Consider the following 20,379-nt stretch of genomic DNA (forward strand, 5'->3'; position numbering starts at 1 on the left):
GTGGTGTAAAAAGTGCATGTTGAATTTTTAAAGCCACATAGTGATGCCTGTTAAAATTGAGGTGATCAGCAATGAACCTAACATAATATAAACAACCCACTTTTGCATTTTTTTGCTTGTCATCATGATTCCCTCCACATACATGATTTATAAAACATTGTACAACGATTTTTTAGAGGGGACAACCTTCATCGACAGCTTCTTTTTGATTTCACAAGCGGAATCAAAATCGGTTACACTAAACATGAATACATAATTAGGAGGAAAGACAAAATGGTTCAGGAAAACCGGCTAGTGAATGAATTTTTAGAACTCGTGAAAATTGATTCAGAAACAAAATTTGAACGGGAAATAGCAAATGTATTAAAGCAAAAATTTACCGAGCTTGGACTACAAGTAATAGAAGACGAATCAATTGAAAAAACAGGACATGGAGCAGGAAATTTAATTTGTACGCTAGAGGCGACGAAAGAAGGCGTTGATACGATTTATTTTACCTCTCATATGGATACGGTCGTACCTGGAAAAGGGGTAAAACCTTCTATACAAAACGGATATATTGTGACGGACGGAACAACGATTTTAGGCGCTGATGATAAAGCGGGCCTTGCCGCAATGCTGGAAGCGGTGCGTGTATTAAAAGAAAATAACATTCCTCACGGGAAAATCGAGTTTGTCATTACGGTTGGAGAAGAATCAGGTTTAATTGGGGCAAAAGCGCTCGATTCAAAACTGATTACCGCGCAATACGGGTATGCATTGGACAGTGACGGAAAAGTTGGAGACATTATTGTTTCGGCGCCGACACATGCAAAAATTAAAGCGACGATTCACGGAAAAACCGCTCATGCCGGGGTTGCGCCAGAAAAAGGAATTTCCGCTATTACGGTTGCAGCAAAAGCAGTTGCCAATATGCCTTTAGGCCGAATCGATGAAGAAACAACGGCAAATATCGGCCGTTTTGAAGGGGGAACGCAAACAAATATCGTATGCGACCGCGTTGATATTTTAGCTGAAGCGCGTTCACTTGTACCTGAAAAATTGGAGCAGCAAGTACAAAAAATGAAGGAAGCTTTTGAAACAGCTGCTGCCGAAATGGGAGCAAAAGCAGAAGTGGATATTAACGTAATGTATCCCGGATTTACGTTTACCGATGAAGATAAGGTCGTTCAAATTGCTAAAAAAGCTATCAAAACAATCGGCAGAGAGAGCAGATTGTTAAAAAGCGGGGGCGGAAGCGATGCGAATATTATCGCTGGCTTCGGTATTCCGACTGTTAATCTTGCTGTTGGTTATGAGGAAATTCATACAACAAATGAAAAAATGCCGATTGAGGAGCTTGTCAAAACAGCAGAATTAGTTGTCGCCATTATAAAAGAGGTAGCAAACCAATAGAGCTTTGAAAATTTGAAGCCGGAAGCTCGTCACTCAGCAAACGATCCGATGTGCCAGGCCTTAGGCTTCATAATAAGAATTGACAGCTCCAAAACATCTGCAAGACCTCTGATAGTTTTTACAACCTCCGGCTTCTATAATATTGACAGCCGTTCCGCTCTTCCAGCGTCGTGTTGGAAGAGCATCTTTTTTATTGATATTTTTCTAGTACTGAGAAAAACTCTTTAGCAAATTGATAAAACACTTTAACGGACGGGGCCAGCTCGTAATTTTTCGATATAATAATGCCGACATTTCTGCTTACACGAGGCATTTCAATCGGAATTTTTACCGTAAAACGAGGCATTGTTTCATAAAAAGTGCTTTCAGGCAGCAATGTTACGCCAATTTCTGCCGATACGAGCCCTTTGATGGCATCTAAATCTTCCCCTTCCGATGAAATAATTGGGGAAAATCCAGCCTGTTGACACGCTTCATGCACGATTTTATGCAGAATATAACCTTCTGGAAACGTCACAAACGGTTCATTACGCAATTCAGTCAGCACTAAGCTTTTTTTGTGCGCAAGCGGATGATTGTGCGGCAAAAGGGCTGCAAAGGATTCCGTAAATAAAATATCCCCTTTCACATCGTTGTCATCCGTCGGAATAGGACCGAGAAAAGCTAAATCGATTTCTCTTTTTTTGACGGCTTCAATTAAATATTTATAAGAACCTTGTCGCAAATGAAAGGAAACGTTCGGGTGTTTTGCTTTAAAAGCGGAAATAACAGTCGGCATTGTATGGCTTGCCAAGCTGGTCGGAAAGCCGATTTTAACTGTTCCTCTTTCCGGATCCAAAAATTCTTCAATTTGCTGTTTGGCGTGTTCGATCGCTTTTAAAGCCGTCTCGACATGGGGCAAAAAATGACGTCCAATTGGAGTAAGCTTAACATTCCTTCCTTCCCTTTCAAAAAGCTCCACTCCGAGCTCCGCCTCTAAATTTGCTATTTGCCTGCTGATAGCCGACTGTGCGACATGAAGGGCTTCAGCAGCTTCTGAAACATGCTCCCGCTTCGCAACCTCCCAAAAATATATAAGCTGTCTCAGTTCCATTTGACTCACCCCCAAGCAATTTATATCAAAATGAGATTATTATTATCTAAATTATATATTGTTAATATTATTTTTGAAAACTACAATTATACATACAGACTTATCGGCATGAGAATGGGGGAGAAGAGATGAAACAGATAGGATTACCAAAGGCACAAGGTCTCTATCGTCCTGAATTTGAACATGATGCATGTGGGATCGGTTTATATGCTCATCTGAAGGGGAAACCTTCTCATGATATTGTCAAAAAAGGCCTTCACATGCTTTGTCAATTGGAGCACCGCGGCGGACAAGGAAGCGATCCGAAAACTGGAGACGGTGCAGGCATTATGGTTCAAATTCCGCACAATTATTTTAAAGTTGCTTGCGGACGAATGAACCTTCCAGAAAAAGGACGATATGGAGTCGGAATGGTCTTTTTGCCGAGTCGTGAACATGATCGGATACATTATGAAACAGAAATCAATAAAATCATTGAAAAAGAAGGACAAATATTATTAGGTTGGAGAACTGTGCCGGTAAATTCTGAAAAGATCGGTTGGCTTGCAAAAGAGAGCAAACCTTTCATCAGACAAGTATTTATTGGGGCGAGCGATGATATTCAAGACGAGCTTACTTTTGAGAGAAAGCTGTATGTTATTCGGAAACAAGCAGAACGTCTTGTTCAAAATAATGAATTTTATTTTGCAAGTTTATCAAGCCGGACAATTGTTTATAAAGGTCTCTTGACGCCTGAACAATTAGATGAATTTTATGTAGACTTGCAGGACGAGAGATTTCAATCAGCTTTTGCTCTAGTCCACTCCCGATTCAGCACCAATACGTTCCCAAGCTGGGAAAGAGCGCATCCAAACAGATATTTAATCCATAATGGCGAGATCAACACATTGCGCGGCAATGTGAATTGGATGGCTGCAAGGGAAAAGCTGTTTGTTTCAGACGTTTTCGGGGATGATTTGACAAAAATCACACCTATTTTAGATATGAACGGAAGCGATTCATCCATTTTAGACAACGCTTTTGAATTTTTTGTGCTGGCAGGGAAAAAGCTGGCGCACGCGGCGATGATGCTTATTCCTGAACCGTGGTTTTGGGATGATGAAATGGATGATGATAAGAAAGCATTTTATGAGTTTCACAGCTGTTTTATGGAGCCGTGGGACGGTCCAACGGCCATCTCGTTTACAGACGGAAAGCAGATCGGAGCTATTTTGGACCGCAATGGACTTAGACCAGCCCGCTACTATGTGACGAAAGATGATTACATTATTTTCTCATCAGAAGTCGGTGTGATTGATGTTGAACCGGAAAATGTGCTTTATAAAGACCGGCTGAGTCCAGGAAAAATGCTGTTGATTGACTTGGAAGAAGGAAGAATCATTTCTGATCAGGAAATCAAAGAAGAAATCGCCAAAGAAAAACCATATCGCCAGTGGATCAATGATCAGATGATTTCTATTTTCGACATCAATGTCCCTGAAGATGTTGAAAAGGTTGACGATCTAACCAAACTCCAAAAAGCGTTTGGTTATACGTATGAAGATGTTGAAAAAACAATTGCAGCAATGGTGATCGATGGAAAAGATCCGATCGGCGCAATGGGAAATGATACTCCTCTTGCAGTGCTGTCAGATCGCCCGCAAAGCTTGTTTAATTATTTTAAACAATTGTTTGCCCAAGTAACGAATCCTCCGATTGATGCGATTCGTGAATCGATCGTCACTTCTACGATGACACTGTTAGGAAAAGAAGGAAATATTCTCGATCCTGATCCATCAGCAGCACGACGCATTCGCTTAGAATCTCCAATTCTTTCGAATGAAGAACTCGCTGCTTTGAAAAATAATCCGTATCCTGAATTTAAATGCGTCACTTTGCCAGCTTTGTTTAAAGATGATTTGAAAAATGCATTAGATCAGCTCTTTCAAGCTGCTGATGAAGCGGTGGAAAACGGCGCTACACTTCTAGTTTTATCAGATCGCGGAGTAAATGAAGAATATGCAGCAATTCCAGCACTGCTTGCCGGAAGCGCTCTGCATCAATATATGGTGAAAAAAGGAACCCGCACGAAAGCAAGCATTATTGTTGAATGCGGAGAAGCGAGAGAAGTGCACCATTTTGCGGCTCTAATAGGATATGGTGTAGATGCGGTCAATCCTTATTTAGCTTTAGAAACAGTGCGAAATGCTGTTCGAAAGGGAACGATTCCATATTCATATAAAGAAGCAGTAAAAAGATTTAAAAAAGCGGTGACAGACGGGGTCGTCAAAGTCATGTCAAAAATGGGAATTTCTACGATTCAAAGCTACCGCGGAGCCCAAATTTTTGAAGCGGTCGGCATTGGAGAAGAAGTTATCGAGGAATACTTCACTGGAACAGCCTCGCAAATTGGAGGAATCGGATTAAAAGAAATTGAAAAAGAAGCGAAAATGCGTCATGCTCAAGGATTTAAAACAACTTATCGAGATGAAACGCTCGATCCAGGCAGCGAATTTCAATGGAGAAGAAACGGAGAACACCATGCATTCAATCCGAAAACGATCCATACGCTGCAATGGGCATGCCGGAAAAACGATTATAAGTTATTTAAAGAATACTCGAAGATGGCCAATGAAGAGCAAGTGACGTTTTTGCGCAACTTGTTTGAATTCAATGAATCTAGAAAACCGATTCCTATTGAAGAAGTTGAGCCGGTGGAATCGATCGTACGCCGCTTTAAAACAGGAGCAATGTCCTTCGGTTCCTTAAGCAAGGAAGCGCATGAAGCATTGGCGGTTGCGATGAACCGCATCGGTGGAAAAAGCAACAGCGGTGAAGGTGGAGAAGATCCGAACCGCTATGTTCCAGATGAAAATGGAGATTTGAAGCGAAGTGCCATAAAACAAGTAGCTTCCGGCCGCTTCGGCGTGAAAATCCATTATTTAGTCAATGCTGACGAGCTGCAAATTAAAATGGCTCAAGGAGCAAAGCCAGGTGAGGGCGGACAGCTGCCAAGCAAAAAGGTGTATCCTTGGATCGGAAAAGTTCGCGGCTCTACACCGGGTGTGGAATTGATTTCACCGCCTCCGCACCATGACATTTATTCAATTGAAGACTTGGCGCAGCTTATTCATGATTTGAAAAACGCGAATAGAGATGCCCGAATCAGCGTCAAGCTTGTTTCAAAAGCTGGAGTAGGAACGATTGCTGCTGGAGTTGCGAAAGGTGCAGCGGACGTTATTACAATCAGCGGCTATGACGGCGGTACCGGGGCATCTCCAAAGACGAGCATTAAGCATGCCGGACTTCCGTGGGAGCTCGGCCTTAGTGAAACACATCAAACGCTTATGCTCAACGGATTGCGTGACCGAGTCGTTCTTGAAACAGACGGCAAGCTGATGACAGGCCGTGATGTTGTGATGGCGGCATTGTTCGGGGCAGAAGAATTTGGTTTTGCAACCGCTCCTCTAGTCGTTCTAGGATGTGTCATGATGCGTGTATGTCATCTTGATACATGTCCAGTCGGAGTGGCAACGCAAAATCCTGAACTTCGTGAAAAATTTATGGGCAAGCCAGAGCATGTTGTTAATTTCATGTATTTCATCGCGCAGGAAGTTCGCGAAATCATGGCAAGCCTCGGATTCCGAACTATTGATGAAATGGTTGGAAGAGTAGATGTATTGAAGGTTAGCGACCGTGCAAAAAAACATTGGAAAGCAAAGCATCTTGACCTATCCCGCTTGCTTTATCAAGTGGAGGGTCCGCGAACATTTGCACGTCCGCAAAACCATAAAATCGACCAGTCATTAGACGTGAACGAAGTATTGCCGAAAGTTGAAGAGGCAATTAAACGGAAAGAAAAAGTTGAACTCCATTTGAACATTAAAAATGTGAACCGCGTCGTTGGAACCATTACAGGCAGCGAAATTGCAAAACAATATGGCGAAGAGGGGCTGCCGGAAGATACGATCAATCTTCATTTCTACGGCTCAGCAGGTCAAAGCTTTGCAGCGTTTGTACCGAAAGGAATGACGATGACGCTTACTGGCGACGCCAATGATTACATTGGAAAAGGCTTATCCGGCGGAAAAGTAATTGTCCGTCACCCGAAAGAAGCATCTTTTGCATCAAGTGACAATGTCATTATTGGAAATGTGGCGTTCTACGGTGCAACGAGCGGTGAAGCATATATTCAAGGGCGAGCCGGCGAAAGATTTTGTGTAAGAAACAGCGGTGTGAATGCTGTTGTTGAAGGTGTCGGCGATCACGGTTGTGAATATATGACCGGAGGACGTGTTGTCATTCTCGGATCTGTCGGCAAAAACTTTGCAGCTGGTATGTCCGGAGGCATTGCTTACGTATTGGCGGATGATCAGGAGAAATTCAAACGAACAGCCAATAAGGAATTAGTGTTATTTGAATCTCTTGAAGATGAAGAAGAAATCCGCACTGTATATGACATGATTTCGAAGCATTTCCAATATACAGAAAGTCCAAAGGCCCGGCATATATTAGATCATTGGGAAGAGTATGTCGGAAGATTTATTAAAGTGATACCTAGAAACTACAAACTAATGATCAGCACGATTGAAAAAATGGAAAATTCAGGTCTTACGAAAGAAGAAGCTGTACTTGCAGCATTTGAAGCGGTTGCGAATGAGAAAACAACCGCCGGTGAACCATTCGCTTTACAGGCTGTTGCAAATTAACCTCATTGCACACCTAGTGAATGGATGAAAAGGAGGGGGAGACTCGTGGGAAAAGCAACAGGTTTTATGGAGTATGTACGAGAAGAAGAGAAAAAACGTGATCCGCTTTCCCGCCTTGATGATTGGAAGGAATATTCATTCCCGTTTTCAAATGAAACACTTGCCAGACAAGGTGCCCGCTGCATGGACTGCGGGACTCCTTTCTGTCATATGGGAATGGAGATTAACGGCTTAACATCAGGTTGTCCGATTCATAATTTAATCCCTGAATGGAATGATCTTGTTTATAGAGGTAAATGGAAGGAAGCGCTGGACCGTCTTTTAAAAACAAATAATTTTCCTGAATTTACCGGAAGGGTTTGCCCTGCACCGTGTGAAGGATCTTGTACGGTTGCGATTTCAGATCCTGCTGTTGCCATTAAAGGCATCGAGCGCGCAATAATCGATAAGGGCTTTGACGAAGGATGGGTTCAGCCGAGAATTCCTGAAAAGCGCACAGGTAAAAAAGTCGCTATTGTTGGGTCAGGTCCTGCCGGTCTGGCATGTGCGGATCAATTGAACCAAGCGGGACATTCCGTTACGGTTTATGAGCGGGCTGATCGAATCGGCGGGTTATTAATGTACGGTATTCCGAATATGAAGCTTGAGAAGGAAATTGTTGAAAGAAGAGTGCGTCTTTTAGAAGAAGAAGGAATTACGTTTATAACTAATACGGAAGTAGGCAAAGACATCACCGCTGATGAGCTTCGCTCCCAATATGATGCTGTTGTTTTATGCACAGGAGCGCAAAAGCAGCGTGATCTTGTGATTGAAGGAAGAGAATTAAACGGCGTGCACTTTGCGATGGATTATTTAACAGAAACGACGAAAAGCCTGCTCAATTCTAATTTTGCAGACAAAAAGTTTATTGATGCAAAAGATAAGCATGTCATCGTCATTGGCGGCGGTGATACAGGTGCTGACTGTGTAGCGACAGCATTGCGGCAAAAGTGTAAAAGCGTTGTGCAATTTGGTAAACATCCAGCCTTGCCGAAGGAGCGGGCGGAAGGCAATCCATGGCCTCAAGCTCCGCTGGTCTTTACGTTAGATTATGCATATGAGGAAGCCAAAAGCAAATTCGGACAGGATCCTCGTCAATTTTGCATCCAAACAAAGAAAATTGTCGGCGATGAAAATGGCAATGTAAAAGAATTGCATACGATTCAAATGGAAAAATCATTTGATGAAAACGGCAATGCGGTGTTTAAAGAAATACCCGGCACAGAAAAAGTATGGCCGTGCGATTTAGTCTTTATCGCAATCGGCTTTGAAGGGCCGGAACAGCCTGTTCTGAAGCAATTTGGCGTTGAAACGGTAAACAGGAAAGTGAACGCTCCGTACGGCAAATTTACAACAAATGTAGAAGGCGTATTTGCCGCAGGTGACGCAAGAAGAGGACAGAGCTTGATTGTCTGGGCGATTCATGAGGGAAGAGGTGCCGCAAGGGAAGTGGATCGCTTCTTAATGGGAGCGACGAATTTACCTTAAAATTATATTTTGAAATCCCGGGGCTGTCTAGAAAGTCCAATCGCCATTGAAAATAAAAAATCATAAACACCGATATATCAACGTTTCTAAAACATTAATGGGGGTGTCAATAAGCCGTAAAAACGACTTATTAGACACCCCCTTTCCTTTATTTTTAAAGCATTTGCATAGCAGGCAGCAAGAAATGCCAGCTTCATTCAGCTCTGTCCGCCCATTCAAAAGAACAAGGGAGCCTCTTTTATTTATGTATGGTACAATGATATTGGGTGATGTGTATGAGCCGCGTTATTTTGCATATTGATATGAATAGTTTTTACGCATCTGTTGAGGCTGCCTTTGATCCGTCGTTAAAAGGGCTGCCGCTTGCGATAGCCGGCAACCCGGAGGAGAGGAAAGGAATTGTTGTGACTTGCAGCTATGAAGCTAGAGCGTTTGGGGTAAAGACGACCATGCCAGTATGGGAGGCAAAGAAGCTTTGCCCGAATTTAATTGTCAAAAAGCCCCGTTTTGATCGTTATCGAAAAGCATCGAAAGCAATGTTTGCGATTTTATGTTCATACACACCGATTGTAGAGCCGGTTTCTATAGACGAAGGATATATGGATGTCACAGACGTCGCAAGACATCCGCTCGATCTGGCAAAGGAAATTCAACAGCGGCTTCTTGATGAGTTGGAGCTGCCGTCCAGCATCGGAATTGCCCCGAATAAATTTTTGGCTAAAACAGCTTCTGATATGAAAAAGCCTTTAGGCATAACGGTTTTAAGGAAGAGGGATATTAAAGAGAAATTGTGGCCTCTTGATGTAGAAGAGATGCATGGCGTAGGGGCGAAAACAGCTGAAAAATTAAAGAAGATCGGAATTCGGACAATCGGTGACCTTGCAAGAGGAAACGACGTTCAACTAGAAAAAATAATTGGTATTAATGGATTAAGGTTAAAAGAAAAAGCAAACGGCATTGACCATCGCCCGGTTGATCCATCGTCCGTTTATGATTTTAAAAGCGTCGGAAATCAGATGACGCTGCCCGAAGATGAAACAAATGAAGAAGAGTTAAAGAATGCCCTAAAAAGTTTGGCGAAATCGGTAAGTCTCCGATTGAAGAAAAAAGAGGCGGTAGCGACAAAAGTTGCAGTGATGCTTCGCTATAAAGACCGGACGACTGTAACAAAAAGTATGAAATTAGAAAACCCAACCGATGATGAAAGAACAATTTTCCAGCATGCTTTGATTGTTTTTCAAAAGCTGTGGAAAAACGAGCCTGTGCGCCTGCTCGGAATAACAGGGCAGGATGTGATGCACAAAAAAAATGCTTTTAAACAGCTTGATCTATTTACTTTTGAAGAAGAAGCGAAAAATGAACCGCTCCATCAGGCGATAGAAAAATTGTCTGAAAAATATGGAGAAGGAATTATCAAAAAAGGACTGAGCATGCATAAAGAGATTGATTCTTTCGGCTCGAGCTTCGGGAAAGATTTTTTCTTTAAATAAGTTTTTTAAACCTGTACTTTGTATATGGCTTTGACTTGAAAACAATCTATTAATTATGGTATTTTCAGTTCTGTAGAATAGTTATTCGAAATAGAAAGGGACGTATTCATATGTCAAAACAGCAAATAGGTGTTATCGGATTAGCAGTAATGGGAAAAAATTTAGCATTGAATATTGAAAGCAGAGGCTACAGCGTTTCTGTCTACAACCGTTCTTCAGAAAAAACAGACGAAATGCTAAAAGAAGCAGCAGGAAAAAAAATCGTCGGAACGTATAGTATAGAGGAATTTGTCAATTCTCTTGAAAAGCCTCGAAAAATTTTACTAATGGTTAAAGCGGGTGCTGCGACTGATGCAACTATTGAACAGCTTCTTCCATATCTCGATGAAGGAGATATTTTAATTGACGGCGGAAATACATATTATAAAGATACTCAACGCCGCAGCAAACAGCTCGCTGAACGCGGCATCCATTTTATTGGCACAGGGGTTTCCGGCGGGGAAGAAGGAGCTTTAAAAGGCCCTTCCATCATGCCGGGAGGACAAAAAGAGGCTCATGAGCTTGTGCGTCCAATTTTTGAAGCGATCGCCGCTAAGGTAAATGGTGAGCCGTGCACCACCTACATTGGTCCAGATGGAGCAGGACATTACGTAAAAATGGTGCATAACGGCATTGAATACGGAGATATGCAATTAATTTCCGAAGCTTACTTCATTTTAAAACATGTTCTTGGGTTAAATGCTCAAGAGCTTCATGAAGTGTTTGCTGAATGGAATAAAGGAGAGCTCGACAGCTATTTAATTGAAATTACAGCAGATATTTTCACAAAAATCGATGAAGAAACAGGAAAACCGCTTGTCGATGTCATTCTTGACACCGCCGGGCAAAAAGGAACAGGAAAATGGACAAGCCAAGACGCGCTCGATTTAGGAATCCCTCTTCCGATCATTACTGAATCAGTATTTGCCCGTTTTATTTCCGCCATGAAGGAAGAGCGTGTTAAAGCAAGCAAACTGTTGAGCGGACCGAATGTACGGCCTTATGAAGGAAGCAAGGAAGAACTCATTGAAGCCGTTCGAAAAGCGCTGTACATGAGTAAAATTTGTTCTTATGCTCAAGGGTTTGCGCAAATGAAAGCAGCAAGCGAAGAATATAATTGGAATTTAAAATACGGCGATATTGCCATGATCTTCCGCGGCGGCTGCATCATCCGCGCAGCGTTTTTGCAAAAAATCAAAGACGCTTACGATCGCGACCCTGATCTTCCAAACCTACTGTTGGACCCTTATTTTAAAGAAATTGTTGAAAGCTATCAGGGAGCTTTACGACAAGTTATTGCGATTGCCATCGAAAGAGGAATTCCAGTGCCGTGCTTCTCTGCCGCTCTTGCTTATTATGACAGCTACCGCACTGAAACATTGCCGGCAAACTTAATTCAAGCACAGCGCGATTATTTCGGCGCTCATACGTATCAGCGTGTTGACAAAGAAGGCATCTTCCATACAGATTGGCTGAATAAATAACGATAAAAAGCATCGGTTTTAACCGATGCTTTTTCATTTCGCCATGATTTTCCTTTCTCGTGAGCACCGTTCTGCTATTTTTCATTTTGAAAAAGAAAAATACAAAATTTTTCTTGATAAAAAGTTCGAATCAACAATGGGATTATGTTGTCTCCTCTTTAAATATAGAGGGAAATGTTAAAAATTAACATAAAGTAGGGTTGAAAAAGATGATTCAAGTTGCGGATTTAAAAAAGTCGTATCTGGCGAAAATGGAAATATTAAAAGGAGTTCAATTTACATTAGAACCAAATAATATCTATTGTCTATTAGGGAGGAATGGTGCGGGAAAAACGACATTGATGAAAATTTTGTCCGGCATTCTAGCTTATGATTCCGGCACGATTATAATAAAAGATAACAAAAAGCTTAATGAGCTTGTTCATTATGTTTCAGAGAAGCCAATTTTTCTAGATTTTTTATCTGGCTTTGACAACTTAGATTTTATTCAAAAAATCTATCATTTGAATATGTCGAAAGATGAATTGGAAAGGTTTTGTGAAGAACAAGGAATTCAGTCGTTTATCCACGAACTGGTCATCAATTATTCGCATGGAATGAAGCACCAGCTGGCTTTAGCCGTTGCTTTTTTAATAAAACCGAAGGTATTGCTGTTGGATGAGCCGCTAGTATCTTTAGACCCGATTAACATTGCTGAAACTTATAAGAAGCTCGTTTCTTATGCCAGAAGGGGAAATATTGTTCTTCTTTCCACGCATATGATCCCGATCGCCCATAAATTGGCCGATGAAATATTATTGCTGAAAAACGGGAAAATTCATCAAGTTGCCAATCAATACAGCGAAAGCGAATTGGAAGATTATGTGTTAAATCAAATATAATAATATTTTTGCTAGATGCTTCAGCCATTTCAAAATCGATGCCGTTAATTATGCTGTCGTGCTTAAAACATCAATTATTGTCAAGACCGAAAAAATCACCGATTTATCATTCTCCAGAAAGATCTCATTGATCCTTTTATTGGGAGCCTCTTTTCCCGTAATCGACAGCTTCAAAAGGGCTGAACGTTGCAGCCCTAATTGTTTTGGGGAGAATTCACCAGTATGCTGTAAAATCTCCATATAATTATAAAGAAAAGGATATATCCAAAAAAAGAATAGAAATGATTCCAATCAGAAGAATGGATAAACACGCCCGCTCGTTCAGCCGCTTGTTCAAAAATGCAGGCTAAAATACCAATTAAGCAAAGTAGGATTGGGCGAACAAAAGGACGGATTTTATGCATGACGATTAAAAATGAGGCGGTGATAATAGGTAGAATGACGAGCGTAAACAAGATGTTAATAGAGAAGATTTTCGGGAACAATCGTTTTGGAAAGGCGTAAAATCTGCATTCAACAAAAATCAAATCTAAGTATGTTCCAAGTAAAGAGGCAAAAAGTGTTGCAGCAAGTAAAGCAATATTATTCCTTTCTAAGAAAAATTGCTTTTTTCGCCATGATGGTAAGTTCAATTTTTTCGATTGTTTTACAATAATCTTCATAAATATCCCCGCCTGAAAATGTTTCTTCTTTTAAATAGTGGATGACCTTCCAATCATGGAACCAATCTCCACTGTCCGCGTCTTCGTGTTTGATATTTCCCCAAGCGAATTTTAATTGAGGGCTGTAAATGCGCGGCTCTCCTTTTTTCAACTCGCACTTTTTTGTCCTTCGTTTATAGATTGTGCCTGGCAATGATTCTTTCACATGATGAAAGAGGTGCCCCCAGTAATCTGCTCTCGAACCTGTATGCTTATTTTTTTTGGCCCAACGCAGCACTCCTTGTAAAACGTTCTCTTGGTGAAAAAGCAAAGAATATAAACGTTTACCTAACATAATTCGTTCATGAAGCGATGCAAAATGCTGCAGTGTCGCTCCGATTAAAGCAGGCTTTGTTTCATTTTCAACATACGGAAAGATGATGTGATTAAATCGCAAAAAATCATAAAGCTTGAAACCAATCGTGTTTAATACGGTCTTTTGAAAATGATGATTTTGAATAACATGTTTTTCTAAATAGTTTTGTTCATTGATGACCGTTGCGATTGCCAGTAGATAATAGTTTCTGTTTTCCCAATAGTGATTCCAGATTGTTTCCATAAATGTTGATACGTTTAAATAGGGGAGGAGGTAAAATAAGTTTCGTTTCATGCGCAAGCTGTGGTGATAAAGTAAAAATTGCGGGAATACATCTTGAAAGATTAACCAATTTCCACGTTCTAAAAATAAAAAGTAGTTTTTTTGCTCCTTTTCTGATATTAGCCTTGTTAACAAGTCTCCTTTTAAATCTGTCATATGCCATCCTCCATTCCGGGAAACCATATGTCCTAAGAGCGCCCAATGGATGTCTGGATGCCTGATATAAAAATTTTAAATATGCAGCTGTTCTAGTTACGTTGTTAGCGTTGAGTGTATTTGTCACGTTCACAATGGAATCAATGATGTTTTGTTCCCATGTTTGTAATGGAGGCATAGGCTGATTTACGTTACATTTCATTTTTTCGACGAGATCTTCCTTAATTTTCAAAAGCTGTTGATCGATCAATTTATTGTTGTTCAACCATGGAAAGACCATCCTATTCCTCCCTCATCGAATAGCTTCCATAAAAGCTGAATATGTATAAGAATAAGCTAAAACTTACTACATGAAGTGGTGGTGAATAGGATGAAACAACGAATTGAAGCTGAAATCAATCGATTGGCGGAATTCATCCTAAAGAGGAAAAATTTTGACGGTGCTTGGGATTTCCCATTTGAAACGGGTATTGCCACAGATTGTTATATGATTATCTTATTACGAACATTGGAAATTCATGATGAACAATTCATTCAATCACTCGTTGACAGGATATTAAGTAAACAGGAGAAAAACGGAGCATGGAAGCTGTTTTACGATGAAGAGAAGGGAAATCTATCCACAACAGTTGAAGCATACTATGCTTTACTTTATTCGGGATTCATCGATCAAAACAATACAAACATGCGACTAGCTAGGAAGTTTATCATAAACTATGGTGGCATTGGAAAAGTAAATATGTTTACGAAAGTCATGCTTGCTTTAACGGACCAAATCAAATGGCCTAAATCCTTTCATCTGCCGATCGAATTCATTTTATTTCCGACTACTTTTCCTGTAAATTTTTTTGACTTTTCCGTTTATGCAAGAGCCAATTTAATACCAATATTGATTGCTGCTGATCGCAAGTTTAGTATAAAGACAAAGCATACTCCTGACTTATCAGACTTATATGTTCATAGAAATGAAGACCTTTGGGACTTGGGCTCTTCTGAATGGCGTTCTTTTTTTTCGTTTATATATGACGGCATGAAACAATTAGTAGGTATTCCTTTTGAGCTTCATCGATTGGCATTACATCGAGCAGAACAATATATGTTAAATCGAATTGAACAAGATGGTACCTTTTATAGCTACTTTAGTTCAACATTTTTAATGATTTTTGCTCTGATGGCTCTAGGATATTCGAAAAAGCATCCAGTTATTGTTCGGGCTGTTCAAGGGCTAAAGTCAATGAAGACAACAATAGATGGACACACTCATATTCAATACACGACGGCAACTGTTTGGAATACGGCATTATTAAGCTATTCATTACAAGAAGCTGGTGTACCATCTGCGTCAGCTTCTATTCAAAGAGCAAATCAATATTTGCTTTCTCGCCAGCACTATCTATATGGTGATTGGGCTGTTCATAATCCGTATCAAATACCGGGGGGATGGGGATTTTCAAATATTAATACGATGAATCCGGATATTGATGATACAACAGCGGCTTTACGCGCGTTGCGAAAAGAAGCATTAAATAATCGCTCCTTTTGGGATCGAGGAATGAAATGGCTCCTGTCTATGCAAAACGATGATGGAGGCTGGGGATCGTTCGAAAAAAATGTCAATAATTCATCGCTATCTTGGCTTCCGATAGAAGGCGGGGAAAAATGCTTCTTGACCCATCAACGCCTGATTTAACGGGAAGAACGTTGGAGTTTTTAGGTAATTTTACACGATCAAGCTACAATCAAACGTTTATAAAGCAAGGGGTAAAGTGGCTTTTAAAAAATCAACGAAGCGATGGTTCTTGGTATGGACGATGGGGAATTTGTTATATTTATGGATCATGGTGTGCATTAACAGGCTTAATCGCAGTAAAGGTGAGAAGAGATCACCCTGCCGTACGAAAGGCTGTGAAATGGTTATACTCCATTCAAAATGACGATGGGGGCTGGGGAGAGTCTTGTAAAAGTGATATACAGAAAAAATTTATCCCTTTACCAGCTAGCACTAGAGTGCATACCGCATGGGCATTAGACGCTTTGGTAGCGACAGAAGAAACGGTTACACCACAAATGAATCAAGCAGTGAACTATTTATTAAATTCAAAAGATGAAAATTCATGGACAATCACATACCCAAAAGGTCAAGGCTTACCTGGCGGATTTTACAATCATTATCCAAGCTATGAATATATTTTTCCTTTGCTGGCATTGGCTCATTTTGTAAAGAAATGGTGATTAGAGGATGGAAATTTGTACGCAAAAAGCTACGGCCGTAACATTTTTGATAATTAATTTTTAACCTTTTTACCGAAAAATAGTAGAACGATGTTTCAATGGAAAGCTATCCTCATTTAAAGTGAAATTCGCGAGACTCCTAAAGGGAAAAAGCGATCAGTGTAAGACAAAAGCTATGAATTATTTCCCTATGAGGAGTCATACATGAGAAATTTATGAAAAATAAAAAGGAAATCGCACTAGTTTATAATAATATTAATAGATAGAAGGCTTGTAGATTATCAAAATATTTAATGGGATTAACTGTAAACGGTTACAATTTATTTGAGCTAAAGGTGAAATATATGTCAAACAAAAGATGGACATTAACTTTTTTATTCTTAATTATTTTGTTTCTATATGTTTTTATTCAATTTATATGGACGTCAAAGCAGATGGAAGAGACAGTGGAAGCTCTTGACAAAAGGGTTTCCCTACATGAAGAACCTCCGCATTTTATTCTTATTGCTCAAGAATTCGATAATCCATACTGGCGGAAAGTAGAAAAAGGTGCTCAGGATGCTGCAAAAAAGTTTCAAGTAGAAGTTGAATATGTCGCTCCGTTACGAACAAGTATTGAAGAACAGATTAAGCTATTAGAAAAAGCAATTGCTTCTAAAGTAGATGGAATCATTGTTCAAAGTTTGGATGAAGAAACATTTACTCCCATCATTAATAAAGCAATATCAAAAAATATTCCAATTATCACAATTGATACAGATGCTAAAGCGAGCCGTCGTCTTTCCTATATAGGGACAGACAATTTTGCAGCTGGTCAATTGCTTGGGAAAACCGTGGTAGATATGACAACAGGGCAGCATAAAATTGGGGTTATTATTGGGAGTGAATCATCTGACAATCAACAGGAGCGGCTAGATGGTTTTTTGTCAGTTATTAAACAACATCCAAGGTTAGAAGTAGTGGAAGTCCAAGCATCCAATATTTCAAGAATACAAGCGTCCATTCAAGCTGATATTATGTTAAGAAAATATCCCGATATTTCAGTGATGGTTGGGACAAGTGCTTTAGATGCTATTGGTATGACAGTGGCTGTGAAAAATTTGCAACGATCCGATATTCAAATTTTTGGATTTGATGACGTCGAAGAAACATTATTGGCAATAAAAAAAGGAGAGATTACAGCGACCATCATTCAAAAACCATATGAAATGGGTTTTATTGCTGTTCAATTAATGTCCAAGCATTTGCAAGGACAACCTATTCCAAACGTATATTTTACTTCAAGCAAAAAAGTAGATGCATCAAACGTACAAATGGAGGTAACACCGTGAATATACGGACAAAATTGTTTATCTTTATTCCATTGCTCGTCATTTTACTCAATACTATAGCATTTTTTATTTTTGATAGTGGAAAAAAAGTTCAAAAGAGCTATGACTTCATGGTCCATCGTATTTACTTATACAAACAAATTTCCAATGAAACTCAAGAAAATCTTCGCTATTTAAGTAGCTATCTCATATATCAAGACAAAGAAAATCTTAACTTGCTAATTAAACATAAAGCTAATTTAGAAGCTCTGCAAAATAATTTAAGCAACAATTCGGCCAGTAATGCTTTAGTAGTTGATAATTACAAAAATATGATCAATACTTTTCTCCAACTGGAAGAAGCTATTTTAACAAACTTAAAAGAAAAAAAATTTCTGGATCAAGCTGATCAATTCAAAGAAATAGAAAGAGTTGCTTCTTTCATTCGGGAGGATAGCCAACAACTAGTAGACATGGAATTGAGTGAATACCAGCCTGTGTATAATAGTATGTTGGCAATTAACGAAAATATGAATAAATGGGGAGGAAGTTTGTTTATTGTAACCACAGCATTAAGTATCGTATTTGCTATCTGGCTGTCTCGAAGTATCGTCATTCCCATTCAGCAGCTTGTTCAAACAGCTAAACAAGTCGCTGCGGGAGACTTAAATACGAACGTGCCGATATACCAGCCAAATGATGAGGTTGGGGTACTAGGAAAAGTGTTTAATCAGATGATTGAAAATTTACGAAAATTAATCTCTAAAAATATGGAAATACTAGAAAAAGAAAAATTAATGAGAGAATTAGAGTTAAAAGCACTTCAAAGTCAAATTAACCCGCACTTTTTATTTAACACATTAAATGTGATCTCAAAGCTTGCATATATTGAAGGAGCTGAAAAAACGAGTGAACTAACCATTTCTACTTCCAATTTATTACGATATAATTTGCGGAAATTAAACGAACCTGTCATGCTGCGTGAAGAAATTGAAAATGCAAAAGAGTATTTTGCCATACAAAAAGCACGATTTCGTGACCGTATTTCATTTCAAATGGAGATTGATAATCATTGTTTAGACCAATCAATACCTGCACTTACGATTCAGCCTTTGCTTGAAAATGCTTTTGTTCACGGGATCGAATCAATGGAATCAGGAGCTGTTATTGAGTTAAGCGTCAAAGAAAAAGAAGGAAGAGTGTTGGTGAAAATTTCGGATAATGGTGTAGGGATGGATGAAAAGATTGTGAAAACAATACTCGAGTCACCATCTTTTTCAATTAAAAAATCAACAGGACATTCAACAGGATTAGGAATGGAAAATGTGTTTCGACGTTTGCGATTATTTTACCAAGTACATGATATCGTGGATATTAAAAGCAAGCAAGGTCGCGGCACCACGATTTTGTTGTCATTACCAAGAGTAAGGGGGGAAAAGATGCATGTATAAACTTCTCATTGCAGATGATGAACCTCTAGAGCGTGAAGGGTTAGAATTGATGATTCAAAAATGTTTGCCCAATCAATTTCAAATTTTTCATGCTGAAAATGGCCGATTGGCGATACAACAGATGGAAAAGCATCAGCCGGAAATTATATTTATGGATTTAAAAATGCCTGGTATTCAAGGACTGGAGGCGATTGAAGAAATAAAAAAACAAAATCCTAAGATTAAAATCATTATATTAACTGCATTTGATTATTTTTCCTATGCAAAAGAAGCCATTGAACTCGGTGTGAATGATTATATTTTAAAACCGGCTAAAAAAGAGAAAATTGTCTCTGTGTTGAAAAAATGTATATCAGAATTAGAAGAAGAATTGCAAAATCGTGAGAAGGAACTGAAAATGAAAGAAAAGCTGGGACACCTTTTTTCAATTAGTGAATCCGAATGTGCCCTAATGATTATGATGGATGCAGTATCAGAAACAGACGTGGATGAATTGCTTTCTCTGTTAAAAATCCCTCACCGAACTAGCGTAGCCTTAGTCATTGAATTTTCCGATATAAAGATGGAAGAGAAACAAGATTTATACCAAATTGTCAAAAGGTATATGAAAAATAAACAAGAGTGTTTATGCAGTCCTTTAATCGATCATCGTATGACGATATTTTCTTTTCCTTCCGATCAGGATATGACGAGAAATCAATGGATTACTCTTTCCATGAAATGGTTGAAGGAAATCGAAAAACGAACAAACAAAAAAATTAAAATAGGAATTGGTACCTTACAAAAGGATATTCAAGGCTTTAAAAAGTCGTATCAAGAAGCTCTTCTGGCTGTAACATCTCAACCGTATTTTGGACGGGTAAAACATATTTCAGAAGTAGAGGCTGCACAAGATTCAGACAAGAAAGAAAAGAATCGAGCTTTACTAAATTCAGAGAATACGAAGGGACTAGATATAGCACTTCAATTTATTTCTGATCATTTTCACGAAGATATTACACTAGAGGAAGTCGCTCAATTGATGAATTTTCATCCACACTATTTTAGTAAACGATTTAAACAGGAAACGGGCCAAACGTTCTCTGATTTTTTAACACATATGCGTATTGAAAAAGCGAAAGAACTGATGAAACAATACCATCTTAACGTAAAAGAAATCTCTTATTATGTTGGTTATAACGATCCTAACTATTTTAGTCGAGTTTTTAAAAAAGTTACGAAAATGACGCCAAAAGAGTATCGAAACCAACTGCAGAAAAATAAATGATAAATTCGATCACTTCTCCTATACGTGCAGGAGGGGTGATCTTTTTTTTTAGCACTTTTTTGACAAA

General features: G+C 39.3%; 12 protein-coding genes and 2 pseudogenes. 10 read left to right on the forward strand and 4 right to left on the reverse strand.

Annotation, left to right across the window (positions count from 1 at the left end):
- Window positions 1-27: 27 nt before the first annotated feature.
- Window positions 28-123 (reverse strand): stressosome-associated protein Prli42, encoded by a 96-nt coding sequence (gene prli42, locus FB379_RS18400; RefSeq protein WP_153028099.1) that lies wholly within the window; start codon window positions 121-123, stop codon window positions 28-30.
- Window positions 124-273: 150 nt separating this feature from the next.
- Here prli42 and FB379_RS01955 point away from each other — a divergent pair, with 150 nt between their 5' ends.
- A complete protein-coding gene (locus tag FB379_RS01955) occupies window positions 274-1,395 on the forward strand; it encodes a tripeptidase T (RefSeq protein WP_063388143.1) in 1,122 nt (373 codons plus the stop codon).
- Window positions 1,396-1,585: 190 nt separating this feature from the next.
- Here the strand turns inward: FB379_RS01955 and gltC are convergent, their stop codons facing one another.
- On the reverse strand, window positions 1,586-2,488 hold the full coding sequence (gene gltC / locus FB379_RS01960) for a glutamate biosynthesis transcriptional regulator GltC (RefSeq protein ID WP_063388144.1): 903 nt from the start codon (window positions 2,486-2,488) through the stop codon (window positions 1,586-1,588).
- Between the two features lie 128 nt (window positions 2,489-2,616).
- On the opposite strand from gltC, the gene gltB reads away from it, so the two are divergent.
- The 5 genes from gltB (at window position 2,617) to FB379_RS01985 (ending at window position 12,597) form a co-directional block, all read left to right on the forward strand.
- Window positions 2,617-7,176 (forward strand): glutamate synthase large subunit, encoded by a 4,560-nt coding sequence (gene gltB, locus FB379_RS01965; protein WP_144596808.1) that lies wholly within the window; start codon window positions 2,617-2,619, stop codon window positions 7,174-7,176.
- 45 nt (window positions 7,177-7,221) lie between these two features.
- A complete protein-coding gene (locus FB379_RS01970; RefSeq protein ID WP_144596811.1) occupies window positions 7,222-8,703 on the forward strand; it encodes a glutamate synthase subunit beta in 1,482 nt (493 codons plus the stop codon).
- Window positions 8,704-8,972: 269 nt separating this feature from the next.
- Window positions 8,973-10,193, forward strand: coding sequence for a DNA polymerase IV (locus tag FB379_RS01975; protein ID WP_144596814.1), 1,221 nt, complete (start codon window positions 8,973-8,975; stop codon window positions 10,191-10,193).
- A 110-nt stretch (window positions 10,194-10,303) separates the two neighbouring features.
- Window positions 10,304-11,716, forward strand: coding sequence for an NADP-dependent phosphogluconate dehydrogenase (gndA, locus tag FB379_RS01980; RefSeq protein WP_063388147.1), 1,413 nt, complete (start codon window positions 10,304-10,306; stop codon window positions 11,714-11,716).
- A gap of 209 nt (window positions 11,717-11,925) precedes the next feature.
- On the forward strand, window positions 11,926-12,597 hold the full coding sequence (locus FB379_RS01985; protein WP_144596816.1) for an ABC transporter ATP-binding protein: 672 nt from the start codon (window positions 11,926-11,928) through the stop codon (window positions 12,595-12,597).
- A 194-nt stretch (window positions 12,598-12,791) separates the two neighbouring features.
- Here the strand turns inward: FB379_RS01985 and FB379_RS19080 are convergent, their stop codons facing one another.
- Window positions 12,792-13,259 (reverse strand): CBO0543 family protein, encoded by a 468-nt coding sequence (locus tag FB379_RS19080; protein ID WP_338420485.1) that lies wholly within the window; start codon window positions 13,257-13,259, stop codon window positions 12,792-12,794.
- Window positions 13,180-14,332: pseudogene (locus FB379_RS01995) on the reverse strand (DUF2515 family protein). The gene FB379_RS19080 and the pseudogene FB379_RS01995 overlap by 80 nt, the downstream one beginning before the upstream one ends.
- Before the next feature lie 90 nt (window positions 14,333-14,422).
- Here FB379_RS01995 and shc point away from each other — a divergent pair.
- The 4 genes and pseudogenes from shc (at window position 14,423) to FB379_RS02015 (ending at window position 20,312) form a co-directional block, all read left to right on the forward strand.
- A pseudogene (gene shc / locus FB379_RS02000) lies at window positions 14,423-16,284 on the forward strand (squalene--hopene cyclase).
- A 344-nt stretch (window positions 16,285-16,628) separates the two neighbouring features.
- Complete coding sequence (locus FB379_RS02005) at window positions 16,629-17,615, forward strand: sugar-binding protein (protein WP_144596818.1); 987 nt, start codon at window positions 16,629-16,631, stop codon at window positions 17,613-17,615.
- Window positions 17,612-19,045 (forward strand): sensor histidine kinase, encoded by a 1,434-nt coding sequence (locus FB379_RS02010; protein ID WP_144596820.1) that lies wholly within the window; start codon window positions 17,612-17,614, stop codon window positions 19,043-19,045. Before FB379_RS02005 ends, FB379_RS02010 begins: the two co-directional genes overlap by 4 nt.
- Window positions 19,038-20,312: a response regulator gene (locus FB379_RS02015; protein ID WP_144596823.1), complete on the forward strand. Its 1,275-nt coding sequence runs from the start codon at window positions 19,038-19,040 to the stop codon at window positions 20,310-20,312. Before FB379_RS02010 ends, FB379_RS02015 begins: the two co-directional genes overlap by 8 nt.
- Window positions 20,313-20,379: the final 67 nt, after the last annotated feature.

This window comes from Aeribacillus composti (genome assembly GCF_007827555.1).
In the GTDB taxonomy this organism is placed as follows: Bacteria; Bacillota; Bacilli; order Bacillales; family Aeribacillaceae; genus Aeribacillus; species Aeribacillus composti.